This window comes from Luteibacter sp. E-22, assembly GCF_049913125.1.
Taxonomy (GTDB): Bacteria; Pseudomonadota; Gammaproteobacteria; order Xanthomonadales; family Rhodanobacteraceae; genus Luteibacter.
On the sequence record NZ_CP183975.1, the window covers coordinates 3,464,068 to 3,480,826 of the forward strand.

Annotated in this window: 11 protein-coding genes; 3 read left to right on the plus strand and 8 right to left on the minus strand. The window is 65.8% G+C overall.

What is annotated here, in order from left to right:
* Positions 1–107 precede the first annotated feature (107 nt).
* Together otsB and otsA are read left to right on the plus strand one after the other, a co-directional pair.
* Complete coding sequence (gene otsB / locus ACN9M2_RS15510) at positions 108–893, plus strand: trehalose-phosphatase (RefSeq protein ID WP_426285533.1); 786 nt, start codon at positions 108–110, stop codon at positions 891–893.
* Positions 890–2,305: an alpha,alpha-trehalose-phosphate synthase (UDP-forming) gene (otsA, locus tag ACN9M2_RS15515; protein ID WP_426285534.1), complete on the plus strand. Its 1,416-nt coding sequence runs from the start codon at positions 890–892 to the stop codon at positions 2,303–2,305. Before otsB ends, otsA begins: the two co-directional genes overlap by 4 nt.
* Before the next feature lie 6 nt (positions 2,306–2,311).
* Here otsA and pgeF read toward each other — a convergent pair whose 3' ends face one another.
* Both pgeF and rluD read right to left on the minus strand, forming a co-directional pair.
* The gene (gene pgeF / locus ACN9M2_RS15520; RefSeq protein ID WP_426285535.1) at positions 2,312–3,055 is read right to left on the minus strand and encodes a peptidoglycan editing factor PgeF; all 744 of its coding nucleotides are present in this window, start codon (positions 3,053–3,055) and stop codon (positions 2,312–2,314) included.
* A gap of 2 nt (positions 3,056–3,057) precedes the next feature.
* A complete protein-coding gene (rluD, locus tag ACN9M2_RS15525; protein WP_426285536.1) occupies positions 3,058–4,032 on the minus strand; it encodes a 23S rRNA pseudouridine(1911/1915/1917) synthase RluD in 975 nt (324 codons plus the stop codon).
* 69 nt (positions 4,033–4,101) lie between these two features.
* On the opposite strand from rluD, the gene ACN9M2_RS15530 reads away from it, so the two are divergent.
* Entirely contained in the window at positions 4,102–4,929 is an 828-nt protein-coding gene (locus ACN9M2_RS15530; RefSeq protein ID WP_426285537.1) for an outer membrane protein assembly factor BamD, read from the plus strand.
* A 953-nt stretch (positions 4,930–5,882) separates the two neighbouring features.
* On the opposite strand, the gene ACN9M2_RS15535 is transcribed toward ACN9M2_RS15530, so the two are convergent.
* The 6 genes from ACN9M2_RS15535 to ACN9M2_RS15560 all read right to left on the minus strand — a co-directional run bounded on the left by ACN9M2_RS15535 (position 5,883) and on the right by ACN9M2_RS15560 (position 16,626).
* Positions 5,883–7,499 (minus strand): NAD+ synthase, encoded by a 1,617-nt coding sequence (locus ACN9M2_RS15535; RefSeq protein WP_426285538.1) that lies wholly within the window; start codon positions 7,497–7,499, stop codon positions 5,883–5,885.
* Positions 7,500–7,659: 160 nt separating this feature from the next.
* Entirely contained in the window at positions 7,660–8,697 is a 1,038-nt protein-coding gene (locus tag ACN9M2_RS15540) for a serine hydrolase domain-containing protein (protein ID WP_426285539.1), read from the minus strand.
* Positions 8,698–8,699: 2 nt separating this feature from the next.
* Positions 8,700–9,401 carry a M15 family metallopeptidase gene (locus ACN9M2_RS15545; protein ID WP_426285540.1) on the minus strand — a complete coding sequence of 234 codons (702 nt, stop codon included), beginning with the start codon at positions 9,399–9,401 and terminating at the stop codon, positions 8,700–8,702.
* Complete coding sequence (locus tag ACN9M2_RS15550; RefSeq protein WP_426285541.1) at positions 9,361–12,003, minus strand: membrane dipeptidase; 2,643 nt, start codon at positions 12,001–12,003, stop codon at positions 9,361–9,363. The genes ACN9M2_RS15545 and ACN9M2_RS15550 overlap by 41 nt, the downstream gene beginning before the upstream one ends.
* Before the next feature lie 63 nt (positions 12,004–12,066).
* Positions 12,067–15,054 carry a TonB-dependent receptor gene (locus ACN9M2_RS15555; protein WP_426285542.1) on the minus strand — a complete coding sequence of 996 codons (2,988 nt, stop codon included), beginning with the start codon at positions 15,052–15,054 and terminating at the stop codon, positions 12,067–12,069.
* A gap of 57 nt (positions 15,055–15,111) precedes the next feature.
* Positions 15,112–16,626, minus strand: a complete 1,515-nt coding sequence (locus ACN9M2_RS15560; protein WP_426287937.1) for a transglutaminase-like domain-containing protein — start codon at positions 16,624–16,626, stop codon at positions 15,112–15,114.
* Between the last annotated feature and the right edge of the window lie 133 nt (positions 16,627–16,759).

Below are 16,759 nucleotides of genomic sequence, written 5' to 3' on the forward strand. Positions count from 1 at the left end.
GATGCGGGTGAAAGCATGCGCCTTCAACGCCGGGGCAGGAAACAGCGCATCACTTTTTTCACGTAATGGAAGGCATTCTGGCGGAATCGCTGCCAGATGGAGCTCTCGTGACAGCCGCCCGCGACACCCTGCCTCCGCCGCCCGTCGACCTCGTCACGCCGGACACGGCGCTGTTCCTCGATGCCGATGGCACCTTGCTGGCGTTCGCCGACGATCCCGAAGCCGTGTTCCCGCCGCCCGGAATGCTCGACACCCTGGATGCGCTGAACCAGGCATTGGGGGGCGCCATGGCCCTGGTCAGCGGCCGCGCCATCGCCGGCCTCGACCGCATCTTCGGCAGGACCGCCTGGGCCGCCGCCGGGCAGCACGGCCTCGAACGGCGCGACGGCGAGGGCCGCACGAGCACCGTTCCCGTGGACGCACGCGAACTGGCCCGGCTACGCGAGATCGTCCACGACATCGCAGCGGCCCTGCCGGGCGTGCGCGTGGAAGACAAGAGCTGGTCGGTGGCGCTGCATTGCCGCGAGCATCCCGAGCGCGCGGACGAACTGGAACGGATCGCACCGGCCATCGCGGCGCGTTTCCCCGGGTTCGAACTGCAACCGGGCAGCTACGTCTACGAGTTCAAGCCGCGTGGGATGGACAAGGGCGTGGCCGTGGCCGCCTTCCTCGACTCGCCGCCCTTCCGCGGCCGCACGCCGGTCTACCTCGGCGACGACCTCACCGACGAACACGCCTTCGCCGTGGTCAACGAACGCGGTGGCGCGTCCGTTCGCGTCGGCACACGGACGCCCTCGCACGCCACGTTCACATTGCCTAGCCCGGCTGCCGTTCATGCTTGGCTGGATTCCGTGAAGGCCACGCTGACGCAAGGAGCCGCAAGGGCACGATGAGCCGACTAGTTGTCATATCGAACCGCGTGGCACTGCCCAAGCAGACGCAAACCGGCGGCCTCGCGTCCGCCATGAACGCGGCGTTGCAGGAGATGGGAGGCCTTTGGTTCGGATGGAGCGGCAACCTCGCCGCCGAGACGGGCAAGGAAGTGCACGAGGTCCAGGACGGAAACATCAGCTACGCGACCATCGACATGTCCAAGGCGGACCACGACGACTACTACAGCGGCTTCGCCAACCGCGCCTTGTGGCCCCTGTTCCATTACCGGGCCGACCTCGTCGATTACCGGCGCGACCACCTGGAAGGCTACCTGCGGGTCAACCGCGTCTTCGCCAAGCGCGTGGCGAAGCTGATCAGGAAAGACGACATCGTCTGGGTCCACGATTACCACCTGATTCCGCTCGCGGCGATGCTTCGCGAACTCGGCGTCGAGAACAAGATCGGCTTCTTCCTGCATACGCCGCTCCCTGCGGCCGGCCTGTTGATCACCCTGCCCCGTCATCGCGAACTGCTGGAGCCGCTGGCGTCGTACGATCTCGTGGGCCTGCACACCCAACGCGACCTGCGCGCGCTGGAGGATTACTTCCTGCATGAACTCGGCGCCGCCATGCGCACGGGTGGGCGCATCCGCGCCGCCAACGGACGGATCTTCCGCGCCGGCGTGTTCCCGATCAGCATCGACACGGCCGAGGCCGTCGAACTCGCGCATCGCGCCGAGGACAGTGGCGCGGTCGCCAAGCTCAGGGCCTCGATCGACGACCGCTCGTTGATCATCGGCGTGGACCGCCTCGACTATTCGAAAGGCCTGCCCGAGCGTTTCGAGGGATTCGCCCGCCTGCTGCGCGACCACAAGGAGATGCGCGGCCGCGTCTCGCTGTTACAGATCGCGCCGCCATCGCGCTCCGACGTGCCGGAATACCGATCGCTGCGACGGGAGCTCGAGCGCAGCGCGGGCCATATCAACGGGCAATACGCCGAACCGGACTGGGTGCCGATCCGCTACGTGAACAAGTCGTTCGCGCACAAGGTGCTGGCGGGTTATTTCCGCGTGGCCAAGGTCGGCCTGGTCACCCCGCTCCGCGACGGCATGAACCTCGTCGCGAAGGAATACGTCGCCTGCCAGGACCCGCAAGATCCTGGCGTGCTCGTGCTGTCCCGCTTCGCGGGCGCGGCGCAGGAACTGGATGCGGCACTGCTGGTGAACCCTTCCGATCTGGACGAGGTGTCCGAGGCGCTGAAACGCGCACTGGAGATGCCACAGAAGGAACGGCGCATGCGCTGGCAATCGATGATGGACGTGCTGGAGCGAAACGACATCACCACATGGCGCAATGCGTTCCTGCACGCACTGACGGAACCGGCTCGGGTGAAGCCCGAGATCTACGTACCCTCGCCGATGACGGCGCCTTGAGCCGCGTCAGCGCGTCCAGATCAACGATGCGAACCGTCCGCTGACCGCGCCGTCGCGCCGATACGAATACAGCCGTTCGTCCCGGTACGTATCGAAGCCGCCGCCGGAGATCCGTGTCACCCCGATCGCGGCCAGCCGACGCCTCGCCAGCACGTACAAGTCGCATAGCCAATGCCCCGGCCGTGTCGGCGCGAAGGCCTCCTCCGCGCCCGGGTCGCCCTCGACGAAGGCCGCTCGCACCTCCGCGCCCACCTCGTAGGACGGGCCGCCGATGGCCGGGCCCAGCCACGCGAGGATGGAACCGGCGGGCCCGCCCATCCGTGCCACGGTGTTCTCCAGTACGCCGGCGGCAAGCCCCCGCCAGCCGGCATGCGCCGCGCCGATCGTGCCGCCGTCGGCGCTGGCGAACAGGACCGGCAGGCAATCCGCGGTGAGGATCGCCAGCACCTTGCCGGGTCCGTGCGCTACGGCGGCATCGGCCACCGGTTCGTCGTCGCCATCCTCCACGCCGGCTTCGGCCACTTCGGTGCCGTGCACCTGGCGTAGCCATAGCGGCGGTCCGGGCAGGTCCAGGGCCGCCGCCAGGGCCTCCCGGTTCGACACGACCGCGGCGGGATCGTCACCCGAGCGCAGCCCGAGGTTCAGCCGGTCGTACGGTGGCTGGGAAATACCCGATCCCTGCCGCGTGGATACGGCGGCATGTACGTGAGCCGGGGCCTTCCAGTCCGGGACGATCCAGGCGCCTTCCATGCTCAGTCCTCGATCGGATGCAGCACGGTATCGGCGCGAAGCGCCTCGATCAGCGCCTCCTGGTCGGCCGGACGCGGCGAATCGAACTCGAGGTATTCCCCTGTCACGGGATGCTCGAAAGCCAGCTTCTCGGCATGCAGGGCCTGGCGGCGGAAACCGCGCAGCGCGTCGATCAACTCCTGGCTGGCGCCACGCGGCAGGCGCAGCCCGTTGCCGTAGAGCTGGTCACCGACCAGGGGGTGGCCCAGATGGGCCATGTGCACGCGGATCTGGTGGGTACGGCCGGTTTCCAGGTTGCACTGGATCAGGCTGTGCGCGCGGAAACGCTCGCGCACGCGATAGTGGGTGACCGCCTCCTTGCCGCCGTCCTCCACGTCGCGCACACCCTGCTTCAGGCGGTCGTGCTGGTGCCTTCCGATGGGCTGGTCCACCGTGCCGCCGGCCACCATGGTGCCCAGCACCACGGCCTCGTACTGCCGGTGCACGTCATGCCGGGACAGCATCGCCACGAGCGCCGTATGCGCCGCGATGCTCTTGGCCACCACCATCAGGCCGGCGGTGTCCTTGTCCAGCCGATGGACGATACCGCCGCGCGGCAACTCGGCCTGGGCCGGATTGTGGTGCAACAAGGCGTTGAGCATGGTCCCGGCGGCATTGCCCGCCCCGGGATGGACGACCAGCCCCATGGGCTTGTCCACCACCATGAGGTCGTCGTCCTCGTAGCGGATATCCAGCGCGATATCCTCGGGCTGGGCATCCACCTCGCTTTCCAGCTCGACCTCGAGTTTCACCTGCTCGCCGCCCCGGAGCAGGTGGCGCGGGGCCACCCGGGCCCCATCCAGCAGGACCTTGCCCTCCTTGATCCAACCCGTGAGGCGGGATCGGGAGTAATCGGGGAACATCTCGGCCAGGGACTGGTCGAAACGCCGACCCGCCGCCGCCACCGGCACGGTGGCCTCATGTCTGACCGTCGTCATACCGCCCCGCCCGGCCCACGGCCGGTTTCGGCTATCATGCCCTTTCGCTCAAGCATCCGAACTCTCTCAATGCGTGCAACCAAGATCACCATTCTGCTCGTCCTCGCCCTGTCGATGAGCGCCTGCTCGATGTTCCGCAGCAAGAAGGAGACGATCGACACGATGCCGGTCGACCGGCTCTATGCCACTGCCCACGACTCGCTGGAGCATTCCGACTACGCCGCGGCGGAGAAGGCGTATGAACGCCTCATCGCTCGGTTCCCGTCAGGCGACGTCAACGAGCAGTCCCAGATCGAACTCGCGTACGCGCAGTACAAAGACAACAAGCCGGACGACGCTTACTCGACGATCAACCGCTTCATCAAGACGTTTCCGACTCATAAGCATGCTGATTATGCCTATTACCTGCGCGGTCTGATCAATTTCGACCGAACCGGCGGCCTGATCGAGCGTTACCTGCAGCGTGGCAACAGCGCTTCCACCCGCCGCGACCAGGGTTTCAACCTCACCGCGTTCGACGATTTCAGCCAGCTGACCCGGCGTTACCCCAACAGCGCTTATGCCACCGACGCCCGCCAGCGCATGATCTTCCTGCGCAACCAGCTGGCCCGTTTCGAGGTCAACGTGGCGGAGTACTACCTGCGCACCAAGGCCTACATCGCCTCGGCCGACCGCGCCCAGTACGTGATCGAGCACTACCAGCAGTCGCCGGAGACCGCCGACGCCCTGGCCATCCTCACGCGTAGCTATATCGCCCTGGATCGCAAGCCGCTGGCCGACCAGACCCGCCAGGTGCTGGCCCTGAACTACCCGGACCACCCGTACCTCACGGACCCGAACTGGCCGCACCACCCCTCGATCTGGCGCAAGGCGATCCCGTTCTCGGGTCACCACTGACCTTTCGAGGGTTCGACGAGAAAGCCGGCGCAAGCCGGCTTTTTTGTGGTTCTTCGTCCGCATTCGGGTTTCGTCTGGCTCGGCTTCGCCCTCGCGTTTTGCCGTGTGCGTGGCGGGGGAGCTGCCGGGCGTCCCCCTCGGCGCGCCAGGCGGCGCCGGCCCTTGGGGAAGGAAGCCGCTGCGCGGCCGTGTTTGATGGCTGCGCCCCGGCGGGCTCGGACGGTCGGGCGGGGGTTTTCGATTCGGCTCCTGCCTCAGCGAAAACGATCGGCCGTCCAGGCCGATCCCCTGCGGGCCTTGTCCGCCCGGCCGTCCTCGGTGCCTCATGTCGCGCCGAGGGGGACGCCCGGCAGCTCAGTCACGACTGCGGTGGGTTGAGGCGAAAGAGCGAAGGTTGTCGCATGCCGCATAGCGCGCACCGCACACGGAACACCGCGATACATCGCCAAGCACCGCACCCTGTTGGATCGCCATACCCTGGTGGGAGCCGACTCTGTCGGCGATCCCGCGGCAGCGGGCCAGTTCGAGGCAAGCACCCATCGCCGACAGAGTCGGCTCCCACCAGAGCGACGGCCACCCGAATGGCGGGTGTTGCTTGTGTCACACGACACCTCAGTGTGCAGAGAGCCGTCGGCCGCCACCCTCGACGCGAGGTGTGGAACCGAGGAGCGCCGGGCGAAAAGCCCGTAGGGGGCCGGCCTGGACGGCCGGCCGTTTTCGCTGAGGCACGGAGGCCGAATCGAAAACCCCGCCCGGCGCTCCGCGCGCGACGGGGCGCAGCCATCGGACATGGCCGCGCAGCGGCTTCCCTTCCCGAGCGACGGTGTAACCGGAGCGACGAGGGTGGCGGCCGACGGCTCCGCCCCACACAACCCAACGCGAGGGCGAAGCCGAGCCCGAAATGCATCGCGCCTTCCCCATCTTCGCGAAGAACTTTTTTTTCGCGGTGGGAGTCAGCGCCAGCCGGAGGTGATCGGGTAGCGGCGTTCGCGGCCGAAAGCCTTCGTGGTCACGCGGGGGCCCGGTGCCGCCTGGCGGCGCTTGAACTCGTTGATGAAGACCATGCGGATCACCCGGCGAACCGTCGCGTCGTCGTGACCGGCGGCGATGATGTCCTCCGCCGAGGCCTCGCCTTCGATGAAATGCTCGAGGATGGCGTCGAGCTCGTCGTAAGGCGGCAAGGAATCCTGGTCGGTCTGCTCGTGGCGCAACTCGGCGGACGGCGGACGGTCGATGACCGCCATCGGAATCGCGCCGTCGATGGCCGCACGCCAGCGCGAGAGGCTGTAGACGGTGGTCTTGTAGACATCCTTGAGTGGTGCGTAGGCGCCGCACATGTCGCCATAGAGGGTGGCATAACCGACCGCCATCTCGCTCTTGTTGCCCGTGGACAGCAACAGCTTGCCGGTCTTGTTCGACATCGCCATCAGCAATACGCCGCGGGCACGCGATTGCAGGTTTTCCTCGGTGATGTCGGGCCCGCGCCCTTCGAATACCGGCGCCAACGTGCCGGTAAAGGCCTCGTAGATCCCCTCGATCGGCAACACGTGGTACTCGACGCCCAGGTGCTCCGCCTGCGCCTTCGCCTCGCGCAACGAGAGATCCGACGTGTACACCGTCGGCATCATCACGGCGGTGACCTTGTCCTTGCCGAGCGCGTCCACCGCGATCGCCAGCGTGAGCGCCGAATCGATGCCGCCGGAAAGCCCCAGCAGCACGCCTGAAAAACCATTCTTGCCGATGTAGTCACGCACGCCACGCACCAGTCCCGCGTACATGATCGCTTCCGGCGAGCGCGTGTCCCGCGCCGGCCAGTCGATCGCCGCGAGGCGCTTCGTCTCGGTGTCGTATTCCACCGTGAGCAGCATTTCCTCGAACGAAGGCGCGCGGGCCACCACTTCGCCATCGGACTGCACGAGCAAGGAATGTCCATCGAACAACAGGTCGTCCTGGCCGCCGACCAGGTTCACGTAGGCGATAGGTATCCCGTTTTCCGTGGCCCGCTGGCGCAACAATTCCTCGCGCGTGGCGGCCTGACGGCGGTCATAGGGCGAGGCGTTGATCACCAGGATCAGCTCCGCCCCGGCTTGCGCCGCATGGGCGGCGGGTTCGGCCTCCCAGATGTCCTCGCAGATCAGCATGCCGACGCGCACGCCCTCGATCACGAAAACCCGCGTGGCCTGGCCATGCTGGAAATAGCGCTTTTCGTCGAAGACGGTGTAATTGGGCAAGGCCTGTTTCTGGTAAGTCCACTCGACCTTGCCTTCGCGGATCAGCGAGGCCGCGTTGAAGACTTCACCGCGCGTTTCGGGATGGCCCACGATGGCCGATATACCGCGGATTTCCGGAGCGAGCGCCGCGAGTTCGCGTCCACAGGCTTCGAGGAAGCTCGGGCGTTGGAGCAGGTCTTCCGGTGGGTAGCCGGAAAGGGTCAGTTCGGGGAAAGCGACCAGCGAGGCGCCGAGCCGATCCCGCGCTTCCTCGGCCAGTGCTTTCACGCGCCGGGCGTTCTGGGCAGTGGCTCCTACCGGGAAATCGAATTGGGCCAGGGCGAAGCGGAACGTGGACATGGGAGATCCGTGCGGTCGCGGGGGACTGCCTATGATAAGACATGGTGGTGGTGGGCTGGCCCGCTGCCGCGGGATCGCCGACAAGGTCGGCTCCCACCAGGCTCGTCCAGGCCGCTATCCAGAGTCATCCCGGGCCGTTATCCGATCTGTGGGGCGAGGCCTACAGGTAGAGGTTGGCGATGTGCACTGCCGTCTTGTAGGGCTCGGGGTCGTTGCGGTTGGTCAGCAGGATCACGGTGAGGTGACGGCTTGGGTATCGCACGATCACGTTGCGGAAGCCGATGGTCTCGCCCGAGTGCCACAGCGTTTCGCCGGTGATCCGCCAGCCGTAGCCGTACCGCACCGCGGGATCGTCGGTGGGCGTCCAGGGGCTGAAGGCGGCCTTGCGCGATGCGTCGCTCAGTAGCCGGTCGTCGTAGAGCGCGGCGTCCCAATGCGCCAGGTCGTCGATCGAGGAATAGATCCCGCCGTCTCCCAGCACCGAGCTTGTCATGCTCTGATCCGTACGGACCCAGCGCCCACCCTCGTCGCTGTATCCGAAGGCCCGATGTGGCACGGGCGGCCCTTCCCGCACATAGGCCAGGGTGTTTGTCATGCCCAAGGGCAGGAAGATGCGCTCGCGCAGGAAATCCTGGAAGGGTTCGCCCGAGGCCTGCTCCACGATCAGCGCGAGCATCGCATAGCCCCCATTGCTGTAACGGTACGACGTGCCGGGAGTGAAATAGAGATGGTCGGTCCTGGAGAGCAGGTCGAGCACGTCCCTGTCGCGCAGCGGCACCCGCGTGTCGGCAGGCATGATGTCCTCGTAGTCGATCAGTCCACCCTGGTGGCTCAGCAACTGACGGATGGTGATCGCGTCCGCCACGGCGGGCAGCGTGGGCAGCCAGCGGCGGGCACGGTCGTCCAGCGAAAGCCTGCCGTCTTGCACCAACAGGAGGATCGCCGTCGCGGTGAACTGCTTGCTCACCGAGGCGAGGCGATAGTTCGTTTCCGGCGAGGCGGCCACGTGGTGTTCCAGGTCGGCGAATCCATAGCCCCGCCGGACAACGGGCACGCCGTCGCGCATCACCAACAACGAGGCACCCGGGCCGTCGCCGTCGTAACGCTTCATCAAAACATCCAACGCCGCATCACGCGAGGGCGACGCTGCACATCCGGCGAGGAAGACACACAGGGCCAGTGATACGGCGAGGCGCATGTTCACTCCACGGGAACGTCATAGATCGTATCGGCGGACGCGGCGGAAGGCAGCGAGTAATGCCACCACTCCTGCGGGTAATTGACGAAACCTTCCGCCGCCATCGCACGCACCAGTCGCTGGCGGTTCGCACGCTGCGCGGCGGTGATGTTCGGATAGTCGGTATGCGCGCGCGGATCGAAAAAGTCGAAGTCCGTGCCCATGTCCAGCGGCGCGCAGCGCATCCCTTCGCACCGCATCAGGGTGAGGTCGACGGTGGCGCCGCGGCTGTGGCCGGAAACAGGCGCGATGTATTCACCCAGCAGCTTGTCCTTGCCGAGGTTCGGGTAGTGCGCTGCCTTCGTCCGTGTATCGCCTGAATCTCCCGCCCAGCGCACGAAGGCGGCGACGGCGCGGGCCGGCCGATAACAGTCCCAGATACGCAGGCGCAGCCCCTCCCCGCGCAGATGCATCTCCACACGCGCCAGCGCCTCGGCGGCAGCCGTGCGCAGGAAGCACTTCGCCGACCGATAGCCATCCACCGGCGCGCCCGTGAAGTTGTCGCTTTCCGCGTAATGGATGTCCTCGGCGATATCGGGCACCAGCGAGCGAACATCGGTGAGTCCCGCCTCCTGTGGCGTGCGCGCCGGGGACACGCGCGGCGGGGCATCGGCGGCCTGCGCGCTAAGGACAAGCACGCAGGCGGGTAAAAGCCAGGTCTTCATAGTCGTTGCTGAAATCGGCATCGGGATCGACCTTGGTAAGGCGCAGCTGGTCCGGCGTGGAAAGATCCAGCCACGGCTCCGCGTCCATCCGCGGGCTGGTCCACTGCACGAGGTAACGCGTGCCCACGCGTTCGAGCATACCGGTCATGACCGGGGAGCGGGCCGCGGCGAAGCGCACGCCTGCCTTGCTGGGACAGATGCTGACTTCACCGAACCACGGATCGCGCCAGACGCCGAGCAAACCACCCGCTTCGCCAGCGGAGGCGGCCACGCGAGACGACGTGTCCGGCGCACGCGAGGCGCCTGGGGCGGACGACTCGGCGGCGATGCGGTCGGCGTACTCACCCACCGTATGCGCTTCGCCCGGAGCCGTGAACCGCTTCAGCAGGACCGCGGCCAGCGCATCGCGGGCGTCTTCGCTCCCTCCGTTCATCAGGATCACGAAGCCGCTGCGCCGCTCGGGCAACAAACTCACCGTCGAATACATGCCGGACAGCGCGCCCGTGTGCGAAACGCTCCATTGCCCGTCCACGTCGGCCAGCCGCCAGCCATAGCCGTAACCGTAGAGATGCGTGTCGTTCCAGGCTTTCCTGCGCTTGCCCACGGGCATCGGATTCTGGATCGACCAAAGGGGTTCGCGATGCACGGCGTCCAGCCATGCCAGTTGCGTCGCATCGGGCACCAGCCAGTTGCCGGCCCAGCGGAGCATGTCGTCGAGGTCGCAGCGCACGCCGCCCGCGGCGGCGGAGGTGATCGCGGGAACCGTTGCCGGATCGCCATTCACCACTTCGTTGCCGTGCTCCCCACGCCGATGAGGTTGAGCGACGTTGCCCACGCCATCGCGCGACCAGCGGCCGACCTGGCAGCGGGAGAGTCCCAGCGGTTCGAAGACCTCGCGGCGCAGGAGCGTTTCGTACGGAGCACCGCCGGCCGCCGCGGCCACCTCGCCCGCCACGACGTAAAGGAGGTTGTCGTAGGCATAGCGCGAACGGAAGCTGTGTTCCGGTTTCAGGTAAGCGAGCCCAGCCAGGATGTCCTTGCGCGTGAAGTCGTTCGGTTCCGGCCAGAGCATCAGGTCACCCGCGCCTTCGCGCAGGCCGCTGTTGTGGATCACCAGGTCGCGCACCTGGATTTCCCGGGTGACCCACGGGTCGTTCATGCGGAAGCCCGGCAGGTACTTCGTCACCGGATCGTCCCAACGCAGCTTGCCGGCCGCGACCAGTCGCGCCAGCAGGGCCGTGGTCATGGCCTTGCTGTTCGAGGCGATCTTGAACAGGGTCCGACTGTCGACCTTGTGGCCCGAACCGGCGACGAGTTCGCCGGCCGTGCGTGTATAGGCCACCTTGCCATCCTGGATCATCCCGACGGCGATGCCGGGAATCCGATATCGCGACACCGCCTCGTCGACGAGGGCGTCGAGCGATCCGGCCGAAGCGGCCTCATCGGCCGCCCATACGCGCAGCAGGTTGCCGCCCCAGAGCTTTGCGATGTCCTGGTCGGAGAAGCCACGCCGCTTCAGCCCGGCGGTGACGTTGCGCGTCTCCGATGCATCCATCCACCCGGTGATTTCGCCGCCGCCGTCGAAGTCCGAGGCGATGCCCACGTGATCGATGCCCGCCACCTTCACCATGTGCTGGATGTGGTCGAGGAAATCGTCCAGGGTGGCGAGTGGATGTTCGCGCTGGATCGCCTTCATGCCCTCGATAAACGACGGCAGGTAGTCGTGCTTTTCGCTGTCGTACTCCTTGTCGCCCGCCTCGCGCGCCACCTGCGTCTGCAAGGTCTTCTCAGCTGCCGCGCGCTCCGTATCCTTCTTCAGGAACTCCTTGTACGCCACGGCCTGGACGACACCGTCTTTCGCGGCGATGGCCCGCAGGAGGTCATCCGGAAGGTTGCGAGGGTGATCGGTGACGGCCCGTGACGAGGAATGCGATGCGATAATCGGTGCCTTCGACAGCGCGAGGACATCGCGGACGCAGGCGTCCGAAGCGTGCGACACGTCCACCATCATTCCCAGCGCATTGGCCCGCATCACCACCTGCCGGCCGAAATCGGTCAGGCCGAGGTTGCTGTCCACCTTGTCGCCGAGCTCTTTGCGAGGTAGCGAGCTGCCACAGAGATCGTTGTTGCCGACGTGGGCCAGCCCGATGTAACGCGCTCCGCGTGCATAGGCAGCATCCAGGCGCTTCAGGTCATGCCCGAGCGAATAGCCGTTCTCGATGCCGATCATGGCCGACAGGTGCCCGGCGGCCTTGTTCGCACGGACGTCGGCCGGCGTGCGTGCCGCCCGGATCCATTCGGGGTACCGTTTCAGCATCATGTCGATGGCGTCGTACTTGCGCGCCGCCTGTGCCACCGCCTTCGCGTATCCCGCCGGGGTTAGTGGCCCCTGCTCCACGTAGATGACAAAAAAGGCGGCATCCAGGCCGCCGCGACGCATCTTCGGCAGGTCCACCTTGAGCGGACCGTCCTTGCCGGGGTCGAACTTCGGGTCGTGCATGTACGACAAGGGGATGTCGACATGCGTGTCCAGGGTGAGCGGATGATCCTGCGCCTGCGCAGCCGCGCAGGACAACAGGGCCAGGCCAAGGATTCGCTTCATCATGCCTCCCGTGGTTACACCGGTGGGTGCGGCTTCCCACCCCACCCACATCCTGTCCCGGGCTTAGAAGTCGATCGAGACGGTCAGCTGGCCGAAGCGGGGCGACTGGAAGCGCTGGGGCTGCAGGTACGTGGGGTTCAGTCCCCCGACCGAGGTCTGCAGATCCTGATCGACCCCGAGCGTGCGCTGCTGGTTGAGCAGGTTATACACCGCGAACTTCACGCGCAGGTTGTTCTTCTCGTCCAGCGGCAGCAGGTAGGTGATGCTGGCATTGAGGTTGAAGGTCCAGGGCGTACGGTCCTCGCCGCGTGGCGAGCGCTGGTACACGCGGTTCTCCGATACCGGGTCGGCACAGTTCTCCACGCAGATGAAATAGCTGTGGTACACGGTGGCGTCATAGGGATTACCCACGCCGTAGCCGGTGATCGGGCTGCCCGAGAGAGCGGTGAGGTCGGCGCCGACCTGCCACTGTTTGCTGATCGCGTAGGTACCGCGGATCTTGAACTGGTGGCGATGATCGTTAGGCAGGTAACCGCCGGACAGGTTCACCCACGGATCGTCGAAGTTCTCGGTACGGCCCGTATCGTCGAAGTTGGTATCGGAATTCACTGGCCCCTCGGCGTTGCCACGGCTCCACGACAGCACGTACGAGGCGTTGAACATCCACTTCTCGTCCCATGCGCGGTCCACCTGGAACTCCAGCGAGCCGAACGAGCGACGGGGCTTCTTCCAGCCACGCTGGCCGAGGTAATTGCCATCGGCGTCGTACATCGCCCAGCCCTGCTTGGAGGTGTCGATGTTGATGTAGCCATCGGGCGTGCCGTCGCAATTGGTGTCGCCGTACACGGTGAGCTTGCGCCCCGGGTTGCCCATCACATAGCCGATATAGCCATCGCCCCCGCACTGCGGGGTGGCACTGATTTCCATGTCGTCGATGGCATTGTGCAGCTTCCGGTAGGTACCGCTCACGCCCCACGACCACTTGTCCGTGATCGCCTGCTGGAAGCCGAGGATGGCTTCATCCTGATAGACGGAATCCATGTTCTTGTCGACCTCGGCACGCAGGTCGCCCACCGTGCCGTTGCCCTGCGAATCGTCGACCGGTCCGATCTGCGGCCCCAGAATCGGCAGGGCGTAAGGCGAACCGTTGCGGTCGAGTATCTGGTACCCGTCGAACGCGTAGTACGTGCGCTGATCGAGCAGGCCGCCCGCCTGCTTGATGTTGATCACGTTGGCCACGGGCAGGTAGTACCGGCCGAGGTTGCCGAAGATCTTGGTCGTGCCGTCGCCTTTCAGGTCCCAGGAGAACCCCAGGCGCGGCGCGATCATGTTATCCATCTTGATGTAGCTGGAGCCTTCGCCCGTCTTGTTGTCGAAGGCATCGCGGCGCAGGCCTGCGTTCAGCAGGAAGTCCGGCGTGATGTTCCAGTTGTCCTCCAGGTAGAAGGCGTTGTTGGTCGTCTCGAACGTGCCGGCGATCTCGTAGCGGCGCGCACGCACGTAGGCGTTGTAGCCCGCTGGCACCACCCCCCCATTCTCGATGGTGGCGCCCGGCGTCGTCGAATAGATGTTGTAGTAGTACGCGCCCGGGCCGGGGTAATGACGCGAATAGTCGGACGTGTCCACCTCGTGGTCGTAGCCGAAGCGGACCAGGTGGTCGCCAAGCGTCCATTCGAAATCGGCGCGGCCTTGCTTGCGCGTGTCGTTGCGCTTGATCACCGCGGTACTGGTACTGCATCCCAGCGGCACGCCGGGGCCGGGCACCGCCGAGACCTTGGCCACCGGGTTGCAGTCGATGTCGGACTGGGCACGGGTGAAGTCCTCGCGCTCGTTGCGGCCATACATCAACTTCATCGACAGGTTGTCGACGAGGTAGCTGGTGAAGGTGCCGTTCCAGTTGCGGCCGCCGGTGTCGCTGTAGATCTCGTCGTTCTTGTCGCTCTTGGTGTGCGTGGCGAAATCGTAGTTGTAGACCGAGCCGACGTTCTTGTCCTTGTCCGAGAACGCCATGAACTCGAACAGGTTCTTATCGTTGATGTGCCAGTCGATCTTGGCACCCCAGAAACCGGAATCGGTGTCGTTCTGGGTGAGCACGGTGCCCTGGTTATCGGTGTTCTGTGGCGTATAACCCCGCGCCTCGTACATCGCGAAGAAGAACAGCTTGTCCTTCACGATCGGGCCGGACGCGTACACGTTCATCTTGGTACGCGAGTAGTGGTCTTCGGACGAGGTGATGTAGCGCTCGCCATCCCAGTAACGGTTTTTCGTGGTGGCCTGCCAGTCACTGGCCTCGAAGGTCATCTCCGCGCCGGCCTTGAACTCGTTCGTTCCCGAACGGGTCACGGCGTTCACGACGCCCCCGGTGGTGCGGCCGAACTCGACGGAATAGCCGCCGGTCTTGACCTGGAATTCCTGGTAGAACGCGAACGGTGCCTCGGAGAAGCCGTTGCGGTTGTAGAAGTCGGTGACATTGAGGCCGTTCACGTAGAACGAGTTCTCGGCCACGGACGAACCGCCGAACGAGATGCCGCCGAAGCCGGCGTTGCCCTTGTTCACGCCGGGCGCCAGCAGGGCCACCGACTGCACGTTCTGGTCCACGGGCAGGCGGCGAATTTCCTCGCGGCTGATGTTCGTCGCGGTCTCGGTCGAGCTGACGTCCACGGCGGAGATGACGACCGGTGCGCTCACCTGCACGCCTTCGAGTTCGGTGGTACCCGTCGCGCCGCGTTCCACGAGGTTCACCGTCGTGGCGTTGCCCAGGCTCACGGTCACCTCGGCGGTGGTGGCCACCGGCTTGCCGTCCTTGCTGCTGTCCACCTGGTAATGGCCGACCGGCAGGTACGGCAGGCGAAAATTGCCCGCGTCGTCGGCGGTCACGGTACGCGTCAGCCCGGTGGCCGGATCGCGTGCGGTCACGGTCGCGCCCGCCTTGGTGCGGCCGACGATCGTGCCGTCGGTATTCGCGGCGGATGCGCTGCCGGACATCGCCAGACCCAGGCCGATCGCCATGCACAAGGCGCCGTGGCGCAATGTGCGCCGGTTCGTCTTCATGTCCCCCATCTCCCCACTCCCATAAGATGATGTTTCGGGTTGTCGTGCGTTACCCGGTCAGGGCGCCGTGCCACCGCCCCCGCGCGGTGTATCGACACGGTGCCACCGGAAGTCGTAATCCCACTGGTCGAAATACAGGTTGCCGCCCTTCCACTCGACTTCACCGCGCTGCGAGTCGACCGTCTCCGAACGGAAGAAGGTCTTCGCGGGCGTGAACGGTTGCGCATAGTCGTCGTTGAAGGCGATGCGATAGGCATCCAGGCCGCCGAGGTAGAACCACTCGAGCGCGTCGTCGCCCGGCTTCGCATCGGCTCCGGCCAGCAGGCGGCCGAAGGTCACGTCCATCGGTACCCATCCATACGGGGCCAGGTACACCTGCCCCCAGTCGTGGATGTTGTTGTACTTGCCATCGGAGAAGATCCAGCCCGATTGCCAGCGTGCCGGAATGCCATTGAGGCGCAGCAAGGTCATCAGCAGCAGGGTCTGCTCGCCGCAATCGCCGTGACCGGCATGCAGCGTGTAGTCGCCGATATTCGAGATCGTGGAGTATTCCCGCGCACCCGCCCAGGGAATCGTATCCACGGCGGCGAACAGCTTCTGCGCGATACGGTAGGGGTTGGTCTCGTTGCCGACCACGCGCTTCGAATACGCACGCATGGCATCGGTGAAGACGATGTGAGGCGCACGCTCGGCGACATAGGGCGCCAACGCAGGCGTGATCGGCGTCCGCGTCACCTTCGCCGGATCGATGTCGACGTAGCGCGCGTAGAGGGTCACTTCGTAGGTGATCGAGAATTCCGTGGGCTTGCCCGCTTCGGCCTTCTTTTCGAGATAAGCCGTGCGTTGCAGGCTCCACTCGGGAGCGATGGCGGCCTTGGCCGGTTCGCTGCCGGTAAGGCGGATATCTTCCTGCTGGGCCGCGATGGCGCGCGGATAGGGAATCCAGGCGCGGATCGTCTCGCCCGCGGGTACCGCATCGGCTTTTACCGTGAGCACCTGGGTGACGCTCTCGCGGCGCGGCAACACGCTGCTGGTGTAGCTCGCCAAGGCGGCCGCGCGCACGGCGCGGTGGTGGTCGTTGAGGATTTCGTTCGGGCCATCGTCGAAGGGCGTCTGTTCCTTGCGGCGAGCACGCGCTTCGACGCTGAGCCGGAACAGGTTTCCCGGCGAGCGCTTGAAGTACAGCGTGCGGCCATCGATCACCTGCTTTTCGATCAGGCCGGCGGCGTCCCACTTCGCGAATTCGGCGTCGGTGAGATCGGGGATCTGCTTGCGCAGGCGGGTCTTCACCGCATCGGCGTCGAGGGTGAAATCGAGCAGGATGCGACGCATGCGTTCGCGCTGGAACAGCAGGGTGTCGCGTTGCGTGGGGGTGAGGTCGGGTTGGGCGAGGGCCTTGGCGATGAGGGCTTCGGCGGCTTTGAAGTGGCCGGCGTCTATTTGCCTTGAAGGAGCATCGCCGACAGGGTCGGCTCCCACCTGGCCTGGAGGGGCATCGCCCAGAGGGGCGGCTCCCACAGGGGTGAAGCTCAGCGAAGCGAGCAGGCACGCCGCAAGCGCCGGGCGAATCATCGCGTTTCGTAGGGCCGCTTTCACCGTTCGGTATCCCCGATGCAACCGTGGTGGGTGGACGTGCGTCAGGGCTGTGTAACATGCTTGCAAAGCGCGGTCAATAATTTATGCTTCAGGCTACTTCGTTAGGAAT

Coding starts and splice junctions, on each gene's coding strand:
- otsA (WP_426285534.1), top strand. CDS start 890: ATGAGCCGACTAGTTGTCATATCGAACCGCGTGGCACTGCCCAAGCAG.
- pgeF (WP_426285535.1), bottom strand. CDS start 3,055: ATGGAAGGCGCCTGGATCGTCCCGGACTGGAAGGCCCCGGCTCACGTA.
- rluD (WP_426285536.1), bottom strand. CDS start 4,032: ATGACGACGGTCAGACATGAGGCCACCGTGCCGGTGGCGGCGGCGGGT.
- ACN9M2_RS15530 (WP_426285537.1), top strand. CDS start 4,102: ATGCGTGCAACCAAGATCACCATTCTGCTCGTCCTCGCCCTGTCGATG.
- ACN9M2_RS15535 (WP_426285538.1), bottom strand. CDS start 7,499: ATGTCCACGTTCCGCTTCGCCCTGGCCCAATTCGATTTCCCGGTAGGA.
- ACN9M2_RS15540 (WP_426285539.1), bottom strand. CDS start 8,697: ATGCGCCTCGCCGTATCACTGGCCCTGTGTGTCTTCCTCGCCGGATGT.
- ACN9M2_RS15545 (WP_426285540.1), bottom strand. CDS start 9,401: ATGAAGACCTGGCTTTTACCCGCCTGCGTGCTTGTCCTTAGCGCGCAG.
- ACN9M2_RS15550 (WP_426285541.1), bottom strand. CDS start 12,003: ATGAAGCGAATCCTTGGCCTGGCCCTGTTGTCCTGCGCGGCTGCGCAG.
- ACN9M2_RS15555 (WP_426285542.1), bottom strand. CDS start 15,054: ATGAAGACGAACCGGCGCACATTGCGCCACGGCGCCTTGTGCATGGCG.
- ACN9M2_RS15560 (WP_426287937.1), bottom strand. CDS start 16,626: ATGATTCGCCCGGCGCTTGCGGCGTGCCTGCTCGCTTCGCTGAGCTTC.